This is a genomic window from Nostoc edaphicum CCNP1411, assembly GCF_014023275.1.
In the GTDB taxonomy this organism is placed as follows: Bacteria; Cyanobacteriota; Cyanobacteriia; order Cyanobacteriales; family Nostocaceae; genus Nostoc; species Nostoc edaphicum_A.
Genome location: NZ_CP054698.1, coordinates 628,710 through 652,412, shown reverse-complemented (window position 1 = coordinate 652,412; position 23,703 = coordinate 628,710). Strand labels below are relative to the sequence as shown.

The window sequence follows — 23,703 nt, the reverse complement described above, 5'->3', positions numbered from 1 at the left end:
CACCCATACTAGTTGTTAGTAATTAATAACTAATAACTAATGATTAATAAATATTAAATCAATAAATTTGGTACTCAATTTAATTCATACAATTTCACTCAGCAACACTAATCTCTATTTAGGTTAAGACCAGTAGTATTTTCACTGTTGTAAATATCACTTTTTCCTATCTTCTACAGCCCATGAGCGCTTTGAAAAGCTATTTTCACTATTTATGAATCTATTCGTAATATTTGATACCGATAATAAACGTACATATCAAACAGTGCGCCGACAAAAGTACAGGTCAAGCTAATTACAACTAATCCACGGAGGGGAGTTCCACTGCCAAAGGTGGCAAGAAAATGCATAATCTCAGTAGCGATCGCCTCAGTTAACTCTTGTAAGCCAGGAAAGTGACCAATGAGCGATAGAAGGAGCAATCCACCACCAACAAAGAACATGGGAGCAACAAAACTAAAAATGATCGTCAGTAGTAGAGAGCGGAGAAAGTTAGTGAAAATAGTCATTTAAGACAAACTCCGTGAGTAGAGATGACAAGAGCTAGATAGCGGTTTGTCAATTTCTACAATACGTGCGATCGCTCCGAAGCAGACAATCTGTCAAGAATCTTAAGTTTTCATTAAAATAAGCGGCTACTAGTTACAGCACATGCTGGGGATATAAAAAATGACTTAAATCTGAAAACACCTTGCAAAATCAAGATTCTAGCCAAGGTTAGCACCTATTTATTGCTTTGTAGCACGTTTAATAACAACTTTATTTTCTGAGAGCATCTTTAATCTAAGTTAATGTTTCGCCTTATCCGGGGAGTGGTGAAGAAGCAGGGGAGCAAGGGAGTAGGGAGCAAGGGAGAAGAAATTTTCCCCTCTGCCCCCCGCACCCTGCCCCTCTGCCTCTTTTCAATGCCCAATGCCCAATGCCCCATTCCCCATTCCCCATGACTTCCGCTATTCTTAAGGCAGTTACCGAGTTAGCTACAGAACATTGAACCAGACTACATCCAAATCCAGTTTAGGGGAATGGAGTCAGCGGCTGCTGGCGGCGATTTTTCTGGGTGGGCAAGTACTAGTTCACCTATTGAGGGGCAAAATCCATCGGCGCAACACCTTAGAACAAATGGCAGCAGTTGGGCCAGATTCCCTATTTATTGCCCTGTTGACGGCTATTTTCGTTGGCGCTGTGTTTACCATTCAGGTGGCACGGGAATTTATCAACTTTGGTGCAGGAAACATTATCGGCGGAGTGCTTTCTGTAGCGTTGACACGAGAACTCGCTCCTGTGTTGACAGCAGTGGTTTTGGCGGGACGAGTCGGTTCTGCCTTTGCAGCAGAAATTGGTACCATGCGAGTCTCAGAACAAATCGATGCCATGTTGATGTTAAGAACAGATCCAATCGATTACCTGGTTATCCCCCGCGTTCTTGCTTGCTGTTTAATGCTACCAATTTTAACCCTCTTGTCTTTGGTAACAGGGATGTTTGGAGGATTAATAATTGCGACAAATATCTACAACCTGTCTGATACGGTATTTTTAGACTCAGCCCGTAGCTTTCTTGGAATCTGGGATATTTTTAGCGCCATGATTAAGGCGTGTTGCTTTGGCATTTTAATCGCCGTAATCGGTTGCAGCTGGGGGTTGACAACAACAGGAGGTGCCAAAGGTGTAGGACAGTCAACTACAACTGCTGTTGTGACTGCCTTGTTAATTATATTTGTTAGCAACTTTTTTCTTTCTTGGTTAATGTTTCAGGGGACTGGCAGTGCATTCTTAGGCTTATAAAACTGAGGAGTGAGCAGTTAAGAGCGGAGCCGGAGCCGGAGCGTCTCCGGTTAGGAGTGTGAGGAGTTTTAACTCATAACTCATAACTCATAACTCCTGCCTCCTAAAATAGGATAGATGCCTCCTACTAAATAAAGCAGGATTTAAGACTGTGACCAGTTCATTCGCTCCTAGCTCCACATCAACTGTGGAACTCAAGCCTAGTTACAATATACCGATAGTCTTGGTGATTGCCGCTATTCCACTACTGTTGGTACAACCGTGGGTAGGCTTAGTTTTCACACTGTTTGGTTTGTTTCTCATGTTTCAGGCGTTAACGCTGCGTTTGCAATTTACCGTCACCAATTTAGATATTTACAGAGGGGAAAAATTAATTCGGCGGTTTCCTTACCAGGAATGGCAAAACTGGCGGATCTTCTGGAATGGAGTCCCCATCCTGTTTTACTTTAAAGAAATTAAAAGTATTCATTTTTTGCCGATTTTATTTGATCCCAACACCCTGAAAAGTTGTTTAGAACAACGTTGTCCGCGTATTTAGTGCTGATTACCATCTGTGCTGAGTCGTTTTGCTCTAAACTCATAACTCAGCACTCATAACTCAGGACTTTTATGGCAGGTCAATTGTAATATTTCTGAAAGCTATTTATTCGCGTCATAGGAATTACACTATTGTTTATGAACCCAGAGGCATCTCAAACCCCAGAACCAATTGATGAGCGGTTGGCAGAAAAACAAGAAGAGAACAACGCAGTTGAAAATCCAGAAAATCCATCTGTTGAGTCAGTAGTAGAAACAGGAGCCAGTAGCTCATCAGAGGACTACACAACTTCTGAGCCACTCATTTCCAATGCAGAAGTGGTAAATTCTACAGAGCTAACAGAAAATTCAAATGGCGAGTTTGTAGCGCAGTTAGAAGCGGAAAATGTCGCACTGGGGTCTGAAATAGGATCAGGAAATCAATCATTATATGCCGAAGCAGAGCTGCGAGTGGCAGAGTTGCAGAGCGCTGAAGCTGCTCTCAAGGAAGAAATAGCCAAGCTGCAAACTTCTTACGAAAGCCTTAAGGCACAGGTGAGTGAAACTCAAACCTCACTGGGACGACTTGTACAAGAGTCACTGTTGCAGTTAGAACAACGCAAACAAACCCTGCAAATTTCTGTAGAACAACTAGAACGCCGTCAAGAACGTATCCGCAACGAGATGCGAACCACTTTTGCTGGTACATCCCAAGACTTGGCAATTCGGGTGCAGGGTTTTAAAGACTATCTCACAGGTAGCTTACAGGATTTGGCCGTTGCCGCCGAGCAGTTGCAACTGACGCCAAGTGTGGTGGAACGAGAAAAACCACCTGTAAAAGAGGCAAAACCAGTTGAAGCTCAACCTGGAATACCCCAATTTGCCCAACAGCAATTTCAAGATACTACAAAGCAAATTCGCCGCCTAATTGACCAATACCGCAATAAACCGGATTATTACGGCCCACCTTGGCAACTACGCCGTACCTTTGAACCAATCCACGCTGAACGAGTTTCTAACTGGTTTTTTACCCAAGGGGGACGGGGTGGTTTGCGGACAATGGGTAGCCGTTTGCAGAATATCCTAATTGCTTCATCTGCGATTTCGATATTACACAAGCTGTATGGCGATCGCGTCCGTACTTTAGTCTTAGCTAATACACCGGAGCGATTAGGTGAATGGCGGCGCGGCTTACAAGACTGTCTGGGAATTGGTCGCCCAGATTTCGGGCCCGACCGGGGTGTGGTATTATTCGAGGCATCAGATGCTCTCGCTCAAAAAGCAGACAGATTGACGAAAGCCAATCAAATTCCCTTAATTATCATTGATGATTCAGAGGAGCAAATCAGTTTGTCATTGCTGCAATTTCCCTTGTGGTTAGCCTTTGCCCCTGACCCCAAAACAGTGAGAAACTATGATGATGATTTTTAATTAGTCATTGGTCATTGGTCATTGGTCATTGGTCATTTGTCATTGGTCATTTGTCATTGGTTATTGGGCAAAACAGTTCCGTTAGCGGTAACGGGGCGTTGAGCCAGTTCCTAGTTCCTAGTTCTGGGTAAAAAGTGAGATTCAGCACTCAGCATTCCTGAGAGTCGTTAGTCATTGGTCAAGAGTAATACCTCTTGACTTTCTTAAATTTTGAATTTTGAATTTTATTATGGCTATTTGGTTAACTCTATGCGGGACAATTGTAGTCATAGCTTACCTGCTGGGTTCTTTTCCCACTGGCTACATTGCTGTGAAGCAGTTAAAAGGTATTGATATTCGGGAAGTTGGTTCAGGTTCCACTGGCGCAACTAATGTACTAAGAACTTTGGGAAAAGGGCCAGGAGCATTCGTTTTAGTACTTGATTCTTTGAAGGGAGTATTAGCGATCGCTCTAGTTTACTGGTTGTTCAATTTTGCCTCTAGTCAAAATTATATCCCCCCAACGGTAGATGTAAATCTGTGGCAACCGTGGATAGTAACTTTAGTTGGGTTAGCTGCCATCCTGGGGCATAGTAAATCAATTTTTTTGGGCTTTACTGGTGGTAAATCTGTTGCTATTAGCTTAGGAATTTTATTAGCAATGAGTTGGCAGGTAGGTTTAGCAACAGCGGGTGTGTTTGCCGTCGTTGTCGCTATATCGCGGATTGTATCTTTGAGTTCAATTGTAGGTGCGATCGCAGTTTCCATTTTAATGGTACTTTTGCATCAACCCTTACCCTATATTCTGTTTGGAATTGCCGGTGGACTATATGTGATTTTGCGCCATCGCACTAATATTGAACGGCTGCTTGCTGGTACTGAGCCAAAAATTGGGCAAAATGTAGCGACAGAACCAGAACAAACTGTATGATTGCCCAACCGCAAATAGATATGTTTTTTACCCCTGTGCTTTATCCGGGAGTTTAGTTTACGAACTAACTTTACCTTTAATTAAACGGTGGAAAAGGCGGCAAGGCCACAAAAAAGCTCCACAAATACTTACTGAGGCGATGGCAGCCACAACTCGCCAACTCGAACTAGGCCCAGTGCTAGACTCTGAAGGTTGGGCTTGTGTGCTTTTAGCTAGTTCTGGCATTGAATGAGATAGCTGACTGGCTGTACTCACCCCTTCAATCGCTGCTCCAATTAGATAAGCTACTAGGGCAATTACTAGCCAGTGATTCATAATATTGCACTGTTTGAACTTTGAGCGTATGCTTGGCAGTGAGCAATCACTTGATTTATCGTACTAATGATTGCCACCTTGCCCTAAAGATAATCGGCCTTCAGCCGTATCGCGAATTAGGGGCAGTTTAGATTTTATATAAGTATTGAGGGTGCTATCTGCCTGAGAATCAAGTACCTGTTTAGCTTTCAGCTGCTGGAGTAGCAATTGTACTAAAGCAGCATCGTCAAATTGGAGCAGAGTGCTAACCTGGGTAGACTCGATTACAGCCCAAAGCTGTTGCATCATTTTTGCAGTTACCATGAGTCTGTAACCTCTTAAGCTTTTCTTTATATTCACACAGATTTGAGATTTGTGGTTAGTTTTTATCTGAAGATTTATAAAGATATAAGCTAATACAGTTCAGTTAAGAAAAATTGTAGGTTGGGTGAAGCAAAGCGCAACCCAACAAAGCTCTGGAAATGTTGGGTTACTCTTCTCCTGTCGGAGACGCTACGCGAACGAGAAGCCCATTACCTCCCCTCTAGAAAAGCCACAATGCAGACATACTGTAAGTATCAGCGCTTATAGGCAGGGGAAACTTCAGTGGTTGTCATTGGATGCTTTTGCTAGAAGTTCACTGTGAAACTCTTGCACAAGCTCCTTCCTGACCAGAAGGATCGGGAAAAATTGCTAAAGTGTGATATTCAGGGTTATTAGTTCCATATATCACTCGAAAAGTATACAATTTATTTTTACCTTGCCCTTCGGTAATAACTGTTAAAAGTGTATTGTCAGTAGGAGGGAGTCCAGGAATATTCAGTTTTTGAATTCGTCTGAGTTGAATTACATTCGCTGCGGAGTTTTTACAATCTTCTGCACTAGTATTAGGTTTTGGTCCAAACTGCATACATACTGGCCCATCAAAATCCATAGTTACCTGCGATGGATCGTTTAACCAAACTTTTTTAATTACTTCTCCAGCGGGTATAAAACTTAAGTTTGTTCCTTGCTGATACGAAATATCGATTGTAGGTATTAGCCCCCCTAAGCCTTGTGCTTGGCAGGAAAATATAGAACGCAGAACGGCGTTATTCGCTACAGCGCGACCTACCAACAAGAACATAGCAACCGAGAAAGTTAAGGAAGCTATCGGTAGGAAATAAGAACGTTCTGGAGTATTTCCTGACAATTTAGTATTCTTTTTCATGGTTGCAAATATCTAAAATTGGTATAAATTCTACCTGCTAAAATTGGGTTGGTTGATTAACGTAGATTTCAATATTTGTGCCAGCGGGTAAAAACCAAATATTAGTTTGTTGTGACATTTGGGCGATCGCTTGTTGATTACGTTGGGCAATCTGGGGTACTACAGAGTTCAAACCACCTTCCACAACCCCGGCTGTCAGGTCGCGTCTATTCTTAGTAACAGTAGTAAGAGTTGTGCTGCTACTGGTGTTGCCGTCAACGGTAGTTTGTGAAGTAAGTGGTTGGAGTTCAGTATCACTACGATTGATTAACTCGGCGGCTTTGCCAATACCTCCCAAAACGAATAGCCCTATATCCATCGAGGCTATAGACGAACTTTGACCAGGAAATTTATTTGCAATTAAAGGTTTACCTTGGGAACCGCGAAGAATAATTGCATTGTTGGGTAAGCTTCGTTCTGTAACGTTGCCATCATTTTGCGAGATAACTTTGACTATGTTCATCTGCAAAAGACCTTGTTCGGAGAGGGAACGAATTTCAGCGAGAAATTCGGTGTTTGCAGGTAGAGCGATCGCACCATCTGTAGATTTTAATGGTTCTTTCAATCGGATCACGAATACATTTTTCTCTTCACCTGCCTCACCACCACCCCCTGACCTAGTAGTTTCCCCAAATATTGCTGTCGCCAACACAGCTTTCGCACTACTCCCAATTGGTACAGATTTCTGTCCCTGCGGTTGGGCTTGACTGACTACAGGAGTCTCTGGTTGTGGGGTTTGCTCAGGATTGGGGTTTGGTGTCTGTTCTGTCTGTTGCTCCGGCTGTGTATTATTTGCAGGTTCAGGAGCCGCTGCTATATTACTGGGTTGATCGGTGGCATTTACTTCACCGTAGCTACCTAACTTTGCCAACCTTGTCCACTCTTCAAGTGGGCTTGGTGGAGGGGGTGGAGTTATACTAACTACCGGTTGAGTGGTTGGCTTTACAACTGGTAGTTGGGCTGATCGCGAAGGTTGATAAGCAGGTACTCTAACGATGCGTTCAACTGGTGCTGGCTGAGGTACGTAAGCTGTTGGTGGGGGTGTTGGGATCACTGTCTGTCTACCTCTGGAAGAAACTGACGGTTCTGGTTGTGAGGCTACTTTAGGCGTAGTTTTGGCCATTCTCAGCTGTTGTTGAGCAGCTTTTACCATCTGTGCTTGTTCAGTCAGAGCTAATTTCGTTTTGAGAGTATCTACTTCAGCTGCTAGCTGCTGAGATATAGATTCATTAGTGGGCTGCTCACGCACTGGTGGAGAAACAATATTTTTTGGCTTTTGACTGCTGCTACCCATCAGTTGGGATAAAAATACACCACCCACCAAAACGATCGCTAAGGTAGCAGCCCCTACCAAGCCTAACTTTGCAAAGGGATTAGATGAGAGTGCTTGCTTAGTCTGAACTTCTTGTGGTTGAGATAGCGACTCTGGCGGCGTTGCAGAGTCTTCTGATTCTTGGGTATAGCTAGAATCGGAAGATTCTTCTTCAAAGCCGACCAACCTTGACATCCGTGATTCCCAATCTAAAGATTCTACTTCTGGTTGGCGATCGTCAGTGGTGAGAGTAAATCCATTCTGAGGAGGTGTTTCGGCAGGAATTGAGTATCGAGTCATGGTAGAGCTTGATTTGGATTTCCAGAACAATTTTTATCTTGGATTTCACAGACATTATAAATTTCTAGTCTGGCTTCACCAAGGCGGTAAGCTGCGAAGTACGACGGTAGGGCTGCATTTGGTAGTGAAGTTGCTGGTTCATCTATAGCTCTAACTAAAATTTGTTTATTAAAGGAAACTGATTTTCCCAACTTATCATAACTGCTAAAAGTTAATTGATTGGCAAGCATCTCTACTTTCCATGTCCCATTACCTATTTTTGTCGGTTGGGAAATTTTTTGGATTACTAATACATTCTCTGCTCCTCTATTAATATTTTCAAATTGGCTATCTGGATTTAAATTAGTAAGTTCTGATTTAAGTTTTTGTTTAAAATCATCAGCTACCAGTTGGGAAGTAATTTCCCACACTTGAGTTGGCGGCTGTTGCTGTGACCAGGTAAGCATTAAGCTCATAGTTTCACCCACAAACCGGCGAATAGCTTCTGGTTGTCGTTCTAAATTTGGTTGGGGGTCTACGGTTATAGTGCGACCATCAACAAGTTGTACTAAACTTCGAGGCGTGAGTTGCTGACCTAACTGTTGTAACATAGACCAGTGAAATATTAGTAACAGCAAGGTGAATAGATGTAAACCAAGTGTTACTACTGCCAACAGTGGTAAGGGGCTATTTTTCTTATTTTCTGGTTTGAGTAATTGCATTAATAATTGATTATATAAATTGAACCATCTTCAAATGAAGTAGAAATCGATTATCTGATAAAACTATCAGATGTTTTTCCAGTCACGCATTGTTTGGATTTATCTTCGTCCAGGTTGTTGTAGTCATCTAGCAAACATAAGTTACGAATTTCATAAATTTCTAGTTTATCAGCACGTACACTATATATTGCTTTTTGTAAGTCTGTACTATTGTTAGCTTGGGGATTACCAAAATAATCTGCTGCTCGGACAAGTAAATCTTTGTTAAAAGGAGTTATGAGTTTTTCACCACCAACTCGGTTTCTTTGAATTAAGTCGGCTACCATACCCACTCGCCATTTACCTGGTGCAATTTCTTTTGGCGGATAAAGTCTCTTAATTACTAATTGTGATGTCATCGCTTGGCTGGGATTTTCAGAGAAAACTTCTGGTGGTGTCATTTCTGCAACTGTGCTTAAGAAACTTTTGCGAAAGTCTTCTGAGAAGGCAAAACTAGCTACCCAACTGCTAGTACTAATCTTTTGACTACCACCTTGAGGTGTATTGATCAGAATTCCTAAATCTGATTTTGGGTTTGCGACTTCTTCAATAGTTTGTGGTGGTAAGGTTCCAGACCAGCTAAACATTGATATCATCGTTTTGCTGATGAATCGGCGAATTGTTTCTGGTTCTCTTGCTAAATCATCAATATTAGCTACTGGTTGACCGTCAATTAATTGTACAAAGTTGGGAGATTTTCTTAAACTGAGTTGGCGAATATTTAGCCCTTGTAAGATGAATAAAAATAAAACTAATATATGTAAACTAAAGGTTGCGATCGCAAAAATTGTCAAAACACTTCCCGTTTTTTGTCTTTTTTCTAGTAAACGCACCATTTCATCATCTCCTCCTGCGAAAAACTTCAGCCATTATATATGATGATTTGCATATAGTCAGCAGTCAGGAAACGAGCCAAAATTAACTTGATTCATTTTTAATTTCTTCAGTACCTAGGCGTAAAAAATTAAAGTTTGTAGTCAGGACTTTAGTGCTAATAATCCTTTTTTTGAGCGATGAATAACTCACTACGGAAATTATACTTACCTACTTATATTCTCTCCTTTACTAAAGAAGCCGTGTTGCTGATAGCACTGAAGACAGCAAAACCGCCAGCAGCAGCCACAATTAAAGATAAAATTGGTGCTAAAATTCCCAGAAAAATGATGAACCACATCAAATCTGGATCAACATTAGCATTTTGACCTGGCCCATTGACAATAACTGCGGCAGTCAGCACAGCAATAATATTGAATGAAATCTTGGCGATTCCAATAGATAAAAACCCAGTCAGCCATGCAAAAATTGGTTTACCAGCGACAGGAAGTAAAGAACCACCTACAGCCAGTGGGCCTAATGCTGCTATCAGCAACATAGTAGCTTCTATCAAATTCTGGAAGGCATATTGTAAGGAAACTAAAAAGTTTTTGATGCTCGTTTGGACTGTAGAACCTAACAAAGAGTTAAATGAGGTTTCTGAGACAATTCCAGTGCCATATCTGATGTTATCTACCTTAGTTTGTAGTCTAACTATCCAGTTTTTATTTCCATAAGTATCTCTATATTTCTGCCAGAGAATGTTGACTTTTTCGGCAGCTTTGACAAAGCATTGACTTTGTTGTTCGCCAGTTAGTGATTGACAAGGACGAAGCAAAGAACCAGCTACTTCTTCAGCAATACTCATATTCAGTGCTTGCTGGTACATTTGCTCTGCATCTGCTGTTACCAATACTTGCTGATTTACAGTGTTTAAAAAATTTCGCACTCCCAGCGTCAGATTAGAAAGTATACTTCCATTGCCTGAATTACTTAAGAGTACTACCACAATAAAAGGCCAAATTAAAGCTGATATGGGACGAGTATATTCGTAGGATATTAAGTCTCTGAGGAATTGTATCATAAAAAATAACAGGGTTCCTACTGCGAAAAAAATCCCCAGATTTGTCAGCGCTCCATACAAATTATCGCTGGTGTTATTTTGTAATAAATCCAGCCATTGTTTATCCCAACCTTCGGCAACACTTTGGGAAGTTGCAGTACCATTATCGAGAATCTGGTCAATGCCTACTTGGGCAAAAATTAGTTGAATAGAAAGTTGCATTTTGAGTTAATGTGCTGTTTTTTATATTTCCTATTTAAGGATTTTAAACAATCTATAGAAAAATGAGAGTTTTTTATCCTCAAATTCTACTTATTAACTTTTCTGCCAAACAAATCTAGTTGAGAAGTTGCTCGCAAAAGTCGTGAGGCTTCTGTAGCTGTTTCTACTCTTCTAGCACGATTCGCCTCTTCTGTCTGTTGAGAAATGTTTGCCAAATTTAAGTTAGAATATTGTAAAGACTGATTAGTTTGTAATGACTGAGCAAATGTTTCAGCGACAATTTTCGATTGTTCTTGTTGGATTTTAATGGTTTCTTGGTTAGTAGTTAGCAATGCTAATACTCCCTGACCTAACAAGTTATCAGCAAGACTTATTACTTGTTTAACTGTTCTGTCAATCTGAGTACTTTCCAGTTGATTTTTAAAGCTATCAATCTGATTGGTAGCATCATTTGATCCAGCAATATCTTGCAGACTTCTCTCTGTATTTTCTAACTTAGTTTTTGTCCGAATTTGTCCATTTTCACCGAGAACACCTACCGCTACTCCACGGGTAATTACACGATTGAGTTCATTGCTAACTAAATTTCCCCGCACTGCTGAATTATTCTCAAAGCGGTTTGATCTAGAGTCTGAATTAGAAGAGTATAGAATCAAATTATCACGAACATTTTTCCCCGCAGCGACAGGGTTAGGTATGTTCAATTCTCCTTTAGAATTACTCAGAGCATTTTGACTCTGTATTTCTACAGGCTTTAAATTTTCGCTCAGATTATATTGAAGGTAGTTTTGCAAATCTGTGGAATATGATTGAAAATCAGTCCAAACCTGACCTAATCCACCTGTCTGAATTTGTGCCATTCCTGGTAGTATTGCCAGAGATAGTAAGGTGAAAGTAAAAATGGTAGTTTTTCGCATACATTTGTGCCTGAAAAAGGTAGACGACATGATGTAGTGAGTCAGGAATTTAGCTTTTTAACTATGATTTATACTTTTTGACTCACTGTTGACTGTTTACAAAACCCGATTAACTACTACGTAGATTCGCGACTAACTGACGTGCAAATGCAGAAATTGCTTCATATTTATCACTGTGAAGTTGCATCATTTGGCTACGTGCAGTTTGTTCATAGGGGTTATTCGCAACTGCTGCTAATTGTTCATAACCTGGATAGTAACGGCAGAATGTATAACTACCGTTATCATCTAGTAGCCATTGGCTATAAACGCCTTCTTTGCGGGGAAAAAAGCTTTCTGAGGCATTGCGAGAAATAACTTGTCGGGGATATTTCAAGATGTCTGCAAAACTATCCACTGCAACTGGTTGAATGCGTCCAATCAATCGTGTTGTCAGGTTTTGCAAAATTTTAGATGCAGCTTTAGATCTAGCAATGGTGTCAGGATCTTGTCCTGATAAGATCACTCTGATACCAGCTTTAGCGCCGTTCGCACAAATTCTGCCAACTAAGTCAGAAATTTGCTCGAATTCAAATAAAATTGGTGCTTCGTCGATAAAGAATATGGAAGCTGGACTACCTAATGCGCGTCGGAGTGCGGCTGAATAGGCACTTAAGGATAGTACTGCTGCATCTTCACTATCTGATAGGTTTCTGAGAGCAAAAACTAAAAGTTGGGCATCGGTAGGAAAGCTGGATGGTGCAGAAATGGCTTGTCCTACGCGGCTAGAAAGCCAAAAGCGCAAGCGCAACTGAATTTGACTGAGGGCGTCTTCTACTCTGCCTGTTAAAGAACTTAGCTGCAAGTGTTCTGGTGAGCAGAAAGAGAGAAAATCTTTTAAAGTGGGGGTTTTTTGCCAAGCAAGAGTACCAAATCCCGCCGCCATCGCCTGTCGATATCGCTCTTTGATACCCTCATCTCTAAAGAAGGCTTCTAAAGCGAGGTTGAGTAGCGATCGCACGGTTTGCGATAAAATTTGACTTTCAGTGGATGATCCTAAAACCATTGTCATTAAGGCTGATTCTAGGAAGGCGGTATAATCGTTGAAGCGATCGCGCTGTTGTTCTGGTTCTAGCGATCGCAAATCTGGCTGTTCAAATAAGTTATTCGATTGTTTGGAGATATCAAAGTACGCCCCATTCCCCTCCATGAACTCTGTGTAGTCAGTGAATGTAGATGTCCCATCAGGTTTAGGGAAATCTAACGCCACAACCGGAATCCCATGAGCCAAAGCCTGAGTTAAAATCCCTGATACCAACACCGATTTACCAGCACGAGTTGTAGCAAACAAAGCTAAATTTTTGTGTTGATTAAATAAATCTAAATGTACGGGTGTTCCGCCTTCTTCAGCAATCAACTCAAAGCCTTGTCTATCACCCTGTTTAGTTAAAACTAGAGGCATTAATCCGGGAACTTCACTGGTTAAATATAGCTGGCGACGGTTGAAGGGGGTTGCTAATAAACCTTCCCAAACTATCGGTAGAGTTTGCAGCCAAATTTTCCAGGCATATTCAGTTTCCCTAATTACCCTAGCTGGACGCTGAAAACAGTTTTCAATATATCTTGTCGCCTCATCTAATTTCTCTACAGTGGGACGATGTACTAAAATGGCGACACTCGTATAAATCGGGACTGCACCTTCATATAACTGTTCTTGCGCTGCTACCGATTTCTTCAACTTTAATTGAGCATTGACATCAATAGTTTTACTTTTTTCTTGAGCCAAAATTGTTGTCATATTTGACTGCTTCAGCACTCGTTGCAGAGTAGTTTTCACCACTGCGGGATTTGCGGCAGTCAACTCACAAAAAATTTCGGTATCTACTACTGTTTCTCTAGCTAACAGTTCCCATAAATAGCGCAGTTGGGCAGATTTATTCGGCCAACCTCCGGGTTTTTCCAGAAACGACAGTGCGCCAATATAGCGATTGTTAACATTAACCCAGCGGCGATCGGCACAAGGTACACTAGATTCCATCAGCAAAGTTGTGCCGTGGATATTTTCTAGAAGCAATTTAGTACTAGCTAAATCTGAATTAACTTGCTCATGCAATCCTTGTTCATCTAAAGTCATTAACTGGGGAATATCTATTGGCTGCGTATCATTAAACCTTTTCCAGATGTCCCCCCAGAGTTCATTAGCAGTCAAAGGTTTAACATCCAATCCCATTTTGTTAGATAAGATTTGTTCCCAGCGGAGAAAACCTTGATTGTAAGCATTTGTAATCAGAGTTTCAATGCGTTGGTTTTCTACTTCTGAGAGATCACCTTTGAATTTTAACCACCATGATTCAGCTTTGACTAAAAGCTTTTCTATCCAATCATCTGCATGTTGCGAGTTGGATTCAATGGTGTAAGTGACATAAATCCGTAAAAATTTGGGCTTACGAATACCAGAAATAGTCAGTTCTTTGACTCTGGCTCTCTCCGCCATCAACAAATATTTGATATCTCGTGATGGCGAATTTCTGATTAGGGTTGCTAATTCTTTTTGACGCTCTTTGTCTGAACTAAAAGAACCCAAGTGTAGGGTCATCCTTTCACCAGTAGGGATGTCTTTTAACCCAGCTTCAATGTTATTAAAAAGTGTATCTATTTGTTCAGGTCTTAAGGTAGTATGAATTCCCTTACAATCAAAACCAAAAACAAAGCAGAACCGATCTTTTTGAGTGCCTTTTGTCAAAAGGTAAGCGCCAATATCGCGTCCATTCATTGCGACACGCAGCATTGTCGCCAAGTGCAAGGCATCTTCAAATGGTGTTAATCTACCTTCATTTCCGGCGACGCCGACGCTTTGTTTTCCGATTTTTTGCTTCATGGTTAACTTCCAGTAAGCTTTGATAACGAGCAAAGCCTCTTGTCCAAGCGGGAACACCTATAAATTTACTTAAAAAACTCCAACTCCTACCACCAGTTAAAATCCACCAAGTTCCTATTCCCCAACCAGTCATTAGTATTGTCCACAACCATTTTTGAAATTCTTCTTGGAAAAGTCCTCCAAAAATTCCATTGATCATAAAATAGGAGGCTAAGGCAATTACCGTCCAAGGAAGAATTTGATCAGCAGGAATTGGCCCTAATGAAGGTTGACTTCCCAGAACCTGGTTGACTGGACGAAATTCTTGTTCCCGCTCTTGAGACATTTGAAATATCTGAATTATTTACTGCGCTTGTGGGCCAATTACAAAGCGTGTGAGTACATCAGCAATGGTAACAGCAACAACGACTAATAGTGGAGTTCTGGCAATACTTTGCCAATCTTCATCTTTACGCACTGCGTTAATCACACCAACCAGAGAAATTGCAATATAGAGTAAGTAAATCGCCCGCAACACATTAAATATCAAACTGATTGCTGTCTCGCTACCACCACCATTTGTTGCTGCACCACCTAAGTTTCTTTTGAAAAACCTTTCAGCTTCCCCAAAAAACTGAGCTTGTGCAGGGGTTGCGAAACAGTCTAACCAAAATAAACTGAAGATAATGGCTGCTGCTAAAATCTGTAATGATATTAGCGATCGCCTTGGTAAATTCACCTGCTGCCCGATTTGCTGGGTGATGACTGTAATTAAACTACCAACTAGTAAACAAAAGAGCAGGATAGGACTTTTTAGACTGATAACGCTTACAAGTACAGCACAAGCAATCAAAAAAGGTACAGATTCAACCAGAATAATCAGGCCGGATTCCACTCCCAGTCTTAACTTATGAGATCCTTTGACCGCATTGCCAGTTAAAGCTTTGAAAAAGTTTCTCTCGTGAGAACTTTGTCTAGACATTTGCTAATTTTCCTATGATGTACTATGAGTGTTGGTTGTCTAAAATTTTACTCGCTACTTGCAATCTAACATGATTGAACATCCATTTTTAAGGAAATTATGAAGTTCGCAGTAAAGTTCTATATTATATACATATAATTATTAAGTTAAGTTAATAGTATATTAATTTTTATTTAAAAAATAAGTGTGCCTGGTTTAAGAAACTAGGTTTCAAGCTTTAAACCAGAACTGTTTCTATCTGAGCGCTTTTCTCAACTACAGGTTGGGTAAGTCGGTAGAAATGTAAAACAATCATCAATAAACTGACGACCACATTTCACACAGATGTAATTTTGTTTACCTCTTTGTTTTCCATTTTTGCGAATGTGGGTTGATGCACACCTTGGACATTCCATAGAGATCGCACTAATTCATATTGCTATTCTGCTACGCCGAAAATATTTTATCCCTCTAAGCAACCGTTTTGTTAGGTGTTATCGATTACCTAACGCACTATAAAATAGTATATCAGTCGCTACAGCCTTGGGGAAATTCGCAACGCGGTGGCTATTTGAGCGTAGAATCCCCGTGCACTCACGCCAGGGAGTATGTCAAAAATTGGTTCTACTAGCCCTTTCAAGGTAACTCGTAAAATCTCTTCTTTTCTCTATGCGTTCTCTGTGTCTCTGCGGTTCAAAAGTAATTTATACAACAAAATAGACGTATAAGACACAGACATCAGTTCACCGCAGGCGTCAGAATTTCGGTGATAAGAGTTTAAAAAAGAGATTTATTCACTAACATTTTTACCCACATTGACAGAAAATACCAAATACGCAATATATATTTTGGTATTATAACTAGGCTTTTCAGCTATTTTTTGCAACGCATGGATTGGGTTGGCTCACACCTATGCAACTAATAAAAGTATAATTAATAAAATACTAAAACAATATATTCTCATTGAAATAATATATGCTGATAAATTTGTAAACTGTATAAATTCTAATAAAGACTTATTAAAACCTCTAAAAAAGAGTTTAATAAGTAAAAGCGTATATCAACGAGAGTTTCAGATTTTACTCTGACAGGAGTAATAAAAAACACCACAAAAACTGCTTTTCAGGCACATCTAAATTACAGAAATTTATTTAAGTTTTTTAATCATTCCATAATGGAATCATGACTAAAGCTTTACTTTAATAGTATACTGTTGATTTCGTTGGCAAAATTTAACCGTTATTAGACATAGCAATCCAAAAAATCCATGAAATCCTTACTTTCTTTACTTCATAATTAGTAGTAGTTAGTGCAAAACTGTTGCGCATCTACATTTAAGAAAGTGGTTTTTGGGATTTGGATTAAATTGCCATTCCAAATTAAGGTAAGTGGGTAAAATTAAACATGGCTTAAAAAAAGACTGAGATTGGCAATTTAGGGATGATTCATAGTACCTGTTAGCCATTGTCTCAGACTAAAGCCACTGAATGTTTATTTATACAAACTTACCTTGAGATGTAGAGTTTTAACTAGCAAATAATCATTTTATAGAGTGGATTAGGAATAGCTTAATTGCCTCTCTATACTTTATGATTTTGCCTTTAATTTCCTCTATGTTATTCAGCGCTTAGTGCAAACTATTGATTTGCTGATAGCTTTTTTATGCCAATTTATTGTGCTTAAAGAGGCTTATTTACAATAGCTAGTTTGGCACTTGATTTTGATTTGATAGGGTGTTGAATCGGAACTTAACTTAAAGGAGCTTGACATGGATTTTTATCGCGATCACCAATCGAAAAATTTGACAAGTTCAATTTCTGTACTTGCCATTACAATTAGTTTAGTAGTGGGTCAATCTGCTACTCATAAATCTGTAGCTCAGAATGCTACATCTCCTGCTGTTGCACCAGCAATCTCCGTAAATGGAGCGGGTGCAAGCACTGTAAATACTTTGTTTGTAGGTACAGGAACTGCCTATCCTTTTTCCCCTAAAGGCTCATGGTTTAACGTTTTCGGTGTTGGAAATCCTCCATCCCTCAATAACAATGTACCCCCAGCCCTAGCCGGATTTCCAAATGGAAGTTATGGCCCACTCAATACAGTTTCCACATTCAGATATGCTCCTGTTGGTAGTGGCGCAGGTTTAACAGCTTTTTTCACTCAAACCCCACCACCAGTACCAACTGGCACACCAGCTCTTAACAATCTTACTATCCTACGCCCAGTCTCTTTTGCGGCTAGTGACGACCCCGTAGCAGGAACAGAAAGAGTTAGTGGCGGACCTAACAATGCAGGTGGTACTACCGCAGACGCTGCCAAATACGTTCAAGTGCCTGTAGTAGGTGTCGGAATCACCTTAGCTTTCAACCGTACTGGTCTTACTGTACCAGCAGCTGGACTTAGGCTTTCACGACCAACTTACTGTGCTATTTTGAACGGCACCCTTACAAATTGGAACGATATTAGAATTAGAAATGATAACGGCGGCGCAATAATTGCAGCCAACTTACCCCTCAGATTTGTACGTCGTAGTGACAATAGTGGTAGTACTTTTGTTTTAAGCACTCATCTCAATACTGCGTGTAAAACTACTGGCACTCCAGGGCTTCCAGCAGCTGCTGTATGGAGTAGAGGAGTGGGTAGCATAAGTGTTGCAGGCACTGTGCCCCCAACACCACCAGCCAATACAGTTGTTTGGCCAACTACTTTCCTATCTGCATCAGGAGGTGGAGGTGTAGCCACTGCAATCACATCCAATAGTGGTGCAATTGGTTATGTGGACAGCGCTACACGTTTAGCTAGAAGTCTGCCTGCCGCAGTCTTACGTAACAGAGCAGGTAATTATACTGCTGTTGCATCAACTTCAATTTCAGCTGCTTTTGTGGGTGCAACTGATGTAGATTCAAGTCCTCGGCGGATTAGACTGCAAGTTATTGATCCAACAGGTACAACTGCTTATCCAATTGTTTCAGCACCTTACCTTCTATTTTATGACAAATACGCAAACGTTAGCATAGCAAATGCTATTAAAGCGCATATCAACTGGGCTTTAGGAGTACCACCTGTTCCTGCTAGTGGAACAGATGTGACAATCAACCCGAACTCTATAGCTACAGCTCGTGGATATGCTCCTCTTCCCGATGCCATTAAAACTCTGTCTCGAAATGTTGTTAATACTTACGTGGATGGTGTTTTTCAACCTTAATACGACTTTTGGAGTTAACCGCTCTTGCCTCCTTTAGATTTATAAATCTCTTGGTAAGGATATGAAGGTTATACCCCAGGATTATATTTAACATCCTGGGGTTTTATTGAGGCAATGATTTAGGATTGACAGATCATTTAATCAGAATTAACAATTCAAAATAAAAAAGTTTGGCAGTCAGACTTACCACTAATTATTTTGCACTAAATCTATAGATTTTCTACAGGTCTTAAGCCCATTTATTTATCTGCTAAATATTAAGATATTTGTGCTACACGGCTACTTGTGAACACATATGATAAAAACACCAAATATTTATAATTAATCGGCTTAACCTACATTTTAACTAATACTAATGTTATTTGTTTAAAAATTTTACACAATACTCCATTGCTAACAACAAACATAAAAGAAAATCATGGCTGATATATTACTCAACCTCTCTAACCTAGATGGCAGCAACGGCTTTAGCATCAACGGTATCAATGCCAATGACTCATCAGGCACATCAGTCAGCAATGCTGGGGACATCAACAGTGACGGCATTGACGACCTAATTATCGGCGCACCTTTTGCCGCTTCCGGTGGAGGACAGAGCTACGTAGTATTTGGCAGTACTAACGCTTTCAATACCAACCTCGACCTCTCATCTCTAGACGGTAGCAATGGCTTTGCCATCAACGGTAGTGCAACTAACTCCTCAGGCACATCAGTCAGCAATGCTGGAGACATCAACGGCGACAACATCGACGACCTAATAATTGGCGCACCAGGTGCTTTACTGGGTGCAGGGCAGAGTTACGTAGTCTTTGGTGGCAACAGCTTGAGTGCCAGCCTTGACCTCTCTAGCCTAGATGGCAGCAACGGCTTTGCCATTAACGGCATTAATGGCGTTAACTCAGATGGCATCTCAGACTCCTCAGGCAAGTCAGTCAGCAATGCTGGGGATATCAACAATGATGGTATTGACGACCTCATAATTGGCGCATCCAGTGCCTTATCGGGTGGGGGACAGAGCTACGTAGTGTTTGGCAGCACTAGTGCCTTTAGTGCCAGCTTCGACCTTGCTAGCCTCAATGGCAATAACGGCTTTGCCATTAACGGCATTGGCACAGACTCCTCAGGGACATCAGTCAGCAGCGCTGGAGACATTAACAATGATGGTATTGACGACCTCATAATTGGCGCACCAGGTACAGGAAAAAGCTACGTAGTGTTTGGCAGCACTAGTGCCTTTAGTGCTAGCTTCGACCTATCTAACCTCAACGGCAGCAACGGTTTTGCCATCAACGGCAATGCCAGTGATTTCTCAGGTGCTTCAGTTAGCAATGCCGGAGACGTTAATAATGATGACATCGACGACCTAATCATCGGTGCGTACAATGCCGTTTCTGGTGCTGGAGAGAGCTATGTGGTATTTGGTAGGAGTGACGCTTTTAGTGCCAATGTTGACCTGTCTAGTCTAGATGGCAGCAACGGCTTTGCCATCAAGGGTATTAATGGGAATGATGTCTCAGGCTACTCAGTTAGTGCGGCTGGGGATGTCAACGACGACGATATCGCTGACCTGATTATTGGTGCACCTTTTGCCTTATCGGGTGCGGGGCAGAGCTATGTGGTCTTTGGTAGTAGTGATGCCTTTAATGCCAACCTTGACCTCTCCAACCTTGACGAGAGCCAGGGCTTTGCCATCAACGGTATTAATGGTACTGACTCCTTAGGTATTTCAGTCAGCGCTGCTGGAGATATCAACGACGATGGTGCAGACGATTTGCTTGTTGGCGCACCTGGTGCTTCCTTGGGAGCCGGGCAAACCTATGTGATCTTTGGTACTCCACAACCAGAACCAGAACCACAACCACAGCCAGAACCACAACCACAACCAGAACCACAACCACAGCCACAAGTTATATTCAACCTCTCTAACCTAGATGGTAGCAACGGCTTTAGCATCAACGGTATCAATGCCAATGACTCATCAGGCACATCAGTCAGCAATGCTGGGGACATCAACAGTGACGGCATTGACGACCTAATTATCGGCGCACCTTTTGCCGCTTCCGGTGGAGGACAGAGCTACGTAGTATTTGGCAGCACTAACGCTTTCAATACCAACCTCGACCTCTCATCTCTAGACGGTAGCAATGGCTTTGCCATCAACGGTAGTGCAACTAACTCCTCAGGCACATCAGTCAGCAATGCTGGAGACATCAACGGCGACAACATCGACGACCTAATAATTGGCGCACCAGGTGCTTTACTGGGTGCAGGGCAGAGTTACGTAGTCTTTGGTGGCAACAGCTTGAGTGCCAGCCTTGACCTCTCTAGCCTAGATGGCAGCAACGGCTTTGCCATTAACGGCATTAATGGCGTTAACTCAGATGGCATCTCAGACTCCTCAGGCAAGTCAATCAGCAATGCTGGGGATATAAACAATGATGGTATTGACGACCTCATAATTGGCGCATCCAGTGCCTTATCGGGTGGGGGACAGAGCTACGTAGTGTTTGGCAGCACTAGTGCCTTTAGTGCCAGCTTCGACCTTGCTAGCCTCAATGGCAATAACGGCTTTGTCATTAACGGCATTGGCACAGACTCCTCAGGGACATCAGTCAGCAGCGCTGGAGACATTAACAATGATGGTATTGACGACCTCATAATTGGCGCACCAGGTACAGGAAAAAGCTACGTAGTGTTTGGCAGCACTAGTGCCTTTAGTGCTAGCTTCGACCTATCTAACCTCAACGGCAGCAACGGTTTTGCCATCAACGGCAATGCCAGTGATTTCTCAGGTGCTTCAGTTAGCAATGCCGGAGACGTTAATAATGATGACATCGACGACCTAATCATCGGTGCGTACAATGCCGTTTCTGGTGCTGGAGAGAGCTATGTGGTATTTGGTAGGAGTGACGCTTTTAGTGCCAATGTTGACCTGTCTAGTCTAGATGGCAGTAACGGCTTTGCCATCAAGGGTATTAATGGGAATGATGTCGCAGGCTACTCAGTTAGTGCGGCTGGGGATGTCAACGATGACGATATCGCTGACCTGATTATTGGTGCACCTTTTGCCTTATCGGGTGCGGGGCAGAGCTATGTGGTCTTTGGTAGTAGTGATGCCTTTGATGCCAACCTTGACCTCTCCAACCTTGACGAGAGCCAGGGCTTTGCCATCAACGGTATTAATGGTACTGACTCCTTAGGTATTTCAGTCAGCGCTGCTGGAGATATCAACGACGATGGTGCAGACGATTTGCTTGTTGGCGCACCTGGTGCCTCCTTGGGAGCCGGGCAAACCTATGTAATCTTTGGTACTCCACAACCAGAACCAGAACCAGAACCAGAACCAGAACCAGAACCAGAACCAGAACCAGAACCACAGCCAGAACCACAGCCAGAACCGCAGCCACAACCGCAGCCACAACCAGAACTACAACTACAACTGGCAAACAGTGGTAATGATGTCTTTAATATCAAAGGTGACGATGATACGGTAACACTCAAAGTCGCGATCGCAGGCAGCAATTCTAACCTGGTGAATGAATTCGGTGTGTATACTGTTGATGATGCTACAGGTAAAATTGACGGTATTGCTCCAGGTGAAGCAGGTTATGCCCGCAAAGCTTTAGAAGAAGGACAGGTAATTCTCTCAGCTATTGCCGACCCACCCAATGGGTTCAGCAACAGTCCTCTAAATGGTTTATTAGAGTTCCCATCTGATACTAACCTGAGATTTTATTTAGTCAAAAACAGTACAACGGAAAATGTGCTCAGTAATATCACTCCAATCACTGATGTACTATTTTCTGATCCCTCCAACCAAAAGATTACTAGTTTAGATAACAATGCATTCTCTTTAGCTTGGAAGGATGGTTCTGGTAATAGCACTAATGATTTTCAGAATCTGGTAGTAACAATTCAGCCTACAAATGACCCGTTACCTTTGGGTACAAGTTTACAAGGTCAGCCACAAGGAGAATTGATTGACTTACGAGATGTTGAACAAGAAGTGGCAGCTATCTTTGTTGTTAACCGAGAAGCTGAATTCAACAATTTTGTTGGATTCTATAAAGTAGCTGATGAAAATGGTGGTATTGACACCAACGGCGATGGTCAGGCAGATATTCTTGTTGGACAAGCTGGTTATGCCCAAGCCGCAGTCCGTCAGCGCGTTGCAGGAATTGATTTATCGGTGAACGACCAAGGTACGGCAACTTCTACTGGCACTTTTGAGCCTGGTTCTATCTTTGCACCATTCATTATCATCAATGGCAGACCTGATGCGATTTTAGATAGCAATTCTAACAATGATCCAGCAGTTTACTTCTCATTTTTGGGTGCTAATGCTGACAAAGTAGATCATATTCGTCTGTTAGGAAATAACACTTTTGGCTTTGAGGATTTAGCAGGTGGGGGTGACAAAGATTTTAATGATGTTATTGTCCGAGCTAATTTGAGTATTATCTAAGTAAAAATTCTCACTGGAGTCGGAGTTTTTCCGGCTCCGCTCTTAAAGTCCAATTGGTATCCACCCTACTTTAGAAGATGATGCGATCGCAGTCATCATTTATCCTTGAACTATTATGATTTTTAGTAAATATTATTACTTAGTAATAATATTTGTTTATCTAAAAGTCGTAGTTTAATACAACCATAATCTTCTTAGCTACCAGATATGTATCGTTCAAAATAGTTGAAAAAGTTCAACTGCCAACTATGTTATGATTAGATATGTTGAGAAATATTTTCGGTCATGTGACTGAACTATATGGACGCCTCTCCGAATCTAAATCTCTACAGCCTTTGATTCTGGAGGTGTTTTATGTCGGTTTATATTGCTAATCTACCCAATAAGACCTCATGAGGTTGAAAATGACGACCTATAACGGGTCTTTTTTATTTAACAAACTGCCTTCTCTAGGAGACACTATGCGAAGGCGAGGCGCAACATATCCTAGACAAGAGAGAAGAAGCAATTATTAAGTACGAGTTTACAGAGAATTGGTATAAGACCCTTATAGATCAGAGTCTTCAGCATTCCAAAAATTGGAATTTTGGTTAGCCGAAGTGTATTGGAATACGTCGCTTGACACTAATACATCTAACTGTCAAAAAAAATGTGCTAAGAAGAATGGACAAGTATAGCGTGTCACAA

The 23,703-nt window shown here is 41.5% G+C and carries 18 protein-coding genes and 1 pseudogene; 6 read left to right on the top strand and 13 right to left on the bottom strand.

What is annotated here, in order from left to right:
• Nucleotides 1–212: 212 nt before the first annotated feature.
• A complete protein-coding gene (locus HUN01_RS05510; RefSeq protein ID WP_181930423.1) occupies nucleotides 213–509 on the bottom strand; it encodes a hypothetical protein in 297 nt (98 codons plus the stop codon).
• Between the two features lie 478 nt (nucleotides 510–987).
• Between HUN01_RS05510 and HUN01_RS05505 the strand changes: the two genes are divergently transcribed.
• The 4 genes from HUN01_RS05505 (at nucleotide 988) to plsY (ending at nucleotide 4,639) form a co-directional block, all read left to right on the top strand.
• On the top strand, nucleotides 988–1,782 hold the full coding sequence (locus HUN01_RS05505) for an MlaE family lipid ABC transporter permease subunit (protein ID WP_181930422.1): 795 nt from the start codon (nucleotides 988–990) through the stop codon (nucleotides 1,780–1,782).
• A gap of 151 nt (nucleotides 1,783–1,933) precedes the next feature.
• Nucleotides 1,934–2,320, top strand: a complete 387-nt coding sequence (locus tag HUN01_RS05500) for a DUF3119 family protein (protein WP_181930421.1) — start codon at nucleotides 1,934–1,936, stop codon at nucleotides 2,318–2,320.
• A 137-nt stretch (nucleotides 2,321–2,457) separates the two neighbouring features.
• The gene (locus HUN01_RS05495; protein WP_181930420.1) at nucleotides 2,458–3,729 is read left to right on the top strand and encodes a DUF3086 domain-containing protein; all 1,272 of its coding nucleotides are present in this window, start codon (nucleotides 2,458–2,460) and stop codon (nucleotides 3,727–3,729) included.
• A gap of 229 nt (nucleotides 3,730–3,958) precedes the next feature.
• Complete coding sequence (plsY, locus tag HUN01_RS05490; protein WP_181930419.1) at nucleotides 3,959–4,639, top strand: glycerol-3-phosphate 1-O-acyltransferase PlsY; 681 nt, start codon at nucleotides 3,959–3,961, stop codon at nucleotides 4,637–4,639.
• Between the two features lie 57 nt (nucleotides 4,640–4,696).
• Here the strand turns inward: plsY and HUN01_RS05485 are convergent, their stop codons facing one another.
• The 12 genes and pseudogenes from HUN01_RS05485 to HUN01_RS05430 form a co-directional block, all read right to left on the bottom strand.
• The gene (locus tag HUN01_RS05485; RefSeq protein WP_181930418.1) at nucleotides 4,697–4,954 is read right to left on the bottom strand and encodes a hypothetical protein; all 258 of its coding nucleotides are present in this window, start codon (nucleotides 4,952–4,954) and stop codon (nucleotides 4,697–4,699) included.
• A 63-nt stretch (nucleotides 4,955–5,017) separates the two neighbouring features.
• On the bottom strand, nucleotides 5,018–5,257 hold the full coding sequence (locus HUN01_RS05480; RefSeq protein ID WP_181930417.1) for a hypothetical protein: 240 nt from the start codon (nucleotides 5,255–5,257) through the stop codon (nucleotides 5,018–5,020).
• Nucleotides 5,258–5,570: 313 nt separating this feature from the next.
• Nucleotides 5,571–6,143: a hypothetical protein gene (locus HUN01_RS05475; RefSeq protein ID WP_181930416.1), complete on the bottom strand. Its 573-nt coding sequence runs from the start codon at nucleotides 6,141–6,143 to the stop codon at nucleotides 5,571–5,573.
• A gap of 37 nt (nucleotides 6,144–6,180) precedes the next feature.
• Nucleotides 6,181–7,794 (bottom strand): TrbI/VirB10 family protein, encoded by a 1,614-nt coding sequence (locus HUN01_RS05470; protein WP_181930415.1) that lies wholly within the window; start codon nucleotides 7,792–7,794, stop codon nucleotides 6,181–6,183.
• A complete protein-coding gene (locus HUN01_RS05465; protein WP_181930414.1) occupies nucleotides 7,791–8,495 on the bottom strand; it encodes a hypothetical protein in 705 nt (234 codons plus the stop codon). Before HUN01_RS05465 ends, HUN01_RS05470 begins: the two co-directional genes overlap by 4 nt.
• Nucleotides 8,496–8,545: 50 nt before the next feature.
• On the bottom strand, nucleotides 8,546–9,370 hold the full coding sequence (locus tag HUN01_RS05460) for a hypothetical protein (protein ID WP_181930413.1): 825 nt from the start codon (nucleotides 9,368–9,370) through the stop codon (nucleotides 8,546–8,548).
• Between the two features lie 212 nt (nucleotides 9,371–9,582).
• Nucleotides 9,583–10,632, bottom strand: a complete 1,050-nt coding sequence (locus HUN01_RS05455) for a hypothetical protein (RefSeq protein WP_181930412.1) — start codon at nucleotides 10,630–10,632, stop codon at nucleotides 9,583–9,585.
• An 86-nt stretch (nucleotides 10,633–10,718) separates the two neighbouring features.
• On the bottom strand, nucleotides 10,719–11,549 hold the full coding sequence (locus HUN01_RS05450; RefSeq protein WP_181930411.1) for a hypothetical protein: 831 nt from the start codon (nucleotides 11,547–11,549) through the stop codon (nucleotides 10,719–10,721).
• A gap of 109 nt (nucleotides 11,550–11,658) precedes the next feature.
• Nucleotides 11,659–14,406, bottom strand: a complete 2,748-nt coding sequence (locus HUN01_RS05445) for a hypothetical protein (protein WP_181930410.1) — start codon at nucleotides 14,404–14,406, stop codon at nucleotides 11,659–11,661.
• A complete protein-coding gene (locus tag HUN01_RS05440; RefSeq protein WP_069074131.1) occupies nucleotides 14,360–14,731 on the bottom strand; it encodes a hypothetical protein in 372 nt (123 codons plus the stop codon). The genes HUN01_RS05445 and HUN01_RS05440 overlap by 47 nt, the downstream gene beginning before the upstream one ends.
• Nucleotides 14,732–14,749: 18 nt before the next feature.
• Nucleotides 14,750–15,367 carry a hypothetical protein gene (locus HUN01_RS05435; RefSeq protein WP_181930409.1) on the bottom strand — a complete coding sequence of 206 codons (618 nt, stop codon included), beginning with the start codon at nucleotides 15,365–15,367 and terminating at the stop codon, nucleotides 14,750–14,752.
• 293 nt (nucleotides 15,368–15,660) lie between these two features.
• Nucleotides 15,661–15,762: pseudogene (locus HUN01_RS05430) on the bottom strand (IS1/IS1595 family N-terminal zinc-binding domain-containing protein); the annotation flags it as partial.
• Nucleotides 15,763–17,114: 1,352 nt separating this feature from the next.
• On the opposite strand from HUN01_RS05430, the gene HUN01_RS05425 reads away from it, so the two are divergent.
• Together HUN01_RS05425 and HUN01_RS05420 are read left to right on the top strand one after the other, a co-directional pair.
• The gene (locus HUN01_RS05425; RefSeq protein ID WP_181930408.1) at nucleotides 17,115–18,551 is read left to right on the top strand and encodes a substrate-binding domain-containing protein; all 1,437 of its coding nucleotides are present in this window, start codon (nucleotides 17,115–17,117) and stop codon (nucleotides 18,549–18,551) included.
• Between the two features lie 418 nt (nucleotides 18,552–18,969).
• Nucleotides 18,970–23,016 carry a beta strand repeat-containing protein gene (locus tag HUN01_RS05420; RefSeq protein ID WP_238846013.1) on the top strand — a complete coding sequence of 1,349 codons (4,047 nt, stop codon included), beginning with the start codon at nucleotides 18,970–18,972 and terminating at the stop codon, nucleotides 23,014–23,016.
• Nucleotides 23,017–23,703 lie beyond the last annotated feature (687 nt).

What these genes read in the sequence shown, in the direction of transcription:
- HUN01_RS05460 (WP_181930413.1), bottom strand. Translation starts at nt 9,370, where the DNA reads ATGGTGCGTTTACTAGAAAAAAGACAAAAAACGGGAAGTGTTTTGACA.
- HUN01_RS05475 (WP_181930416.1), bottom strand. Translation starts at nt 6,143, where the DNA reads ATGAAAAAGAATACTAAATTGTCAGGAAATACTCCAGAACGTTCTTAT.
- HUN01_RS05485 (WP_181930418.1), bottom strand. Translation starts at nt 4,954, where the DNA reads ATGAATCACTGGCTAGTAATTGCCCTAGTAGCTTATCTAATTGGAGCA.
- HUN01_RS05450 (WP_181930411.1), bottom strand. Translation starts at nt 11,549, where the DNA reads ATGCGAAAAACTACCATTTTTACTTTCACCTTACTATCTCTGGCAATA.
- HUN01_RS05425 (WP_181930408.1), top strand. Translation starts at nt 17,115, where the DNA reads ATGGATTTTTATCGCGATCACCAATCGAAAAATTTGACAAGTTCAATT.
- HUN01_RS05420 (WP_238846013.1), top strand. Translation starts at nt 18,970, where the DNA reads ATGGCTGATATATTACTCAACCTCTCTAACCTAGATGGCAGCAACGGC.
- HUN01_RS05480 (WP_181930417.1), bottom strand. Translation starts at nt 5,257, where the DNA reads ATGGTAACTGCAAAAATGATGCAACAGCTTTGGGCTGTAATCGAGTCT.
- HUN01_RS05455 (WP_181930412.1), bottom strand. Translation starts at nt 10,632, where the DNA reads ATGCAACTTTCTATTCAACTAATTTTTGCCCAAGTAGGCATTGACCAG.
- plsY (WP_181930419.1), top strand. Translation starts at nt 3,959, where the DNA reads ATGGCTATTTGGTTAACTCTATGCGGGACAATTGTAGTCATAGCTTAC.
- HUN01_RS05435 (WP_181930409.1), bottom strand. Translation starts at nt 15,367, where the DNA reads ATGTCTAGACAAAGTTCTCACGAGAGAAACTTTTTCAAAGCTTTAACT.
- HUN01_RS05470 (WP_181930415.1), bottom strand. Translation starts at nt 7,794, where the DNA reads ATGACTCGATACTCAATTCCTGCCGAAACACCTCCTCAGAATGGATTT.
- HUN01_RS05440 (WP_069074131.1), bottom strand. Translation starts at nt 14,731, where the DNA reads ATGTCTCAAGAGCGGGAACAAGAATTTCGTCCAGTCAACCAGGTTCTG.
- HUN01_RS05465 (WP_181930414.1), bottom strand. Translation starts at nt 8,495, where the DNA reads ATGCAATTACTCAAACCAGAAAATAAGAAAAATAGCCCCTTACCACTG.
- HUN01_RS05495 (WP_181930420.1), top strand. Translation starts at nt 2,458, where the DNA reads ATGAACCCAGAGGCATCTCAAACCCCAGAACCAATTGATGAGCGGTTG.
- HUN01_RS05510 (WP_181930423.1), bottom strand. Translation starts at nt 509, where the DNA reads ATGACTATTTTCACTAACTTTCTCCGCTCTCTACTACTGACGATCATT.
- HUN01_RS05445 (WP_181930410.1), bottom strand. Translation starts at nt 14,406, where the DNA reads ATGAAGCAAAAAATCGGAAAACAAAGCGTCGGCGTCGCCGGAAATGAA.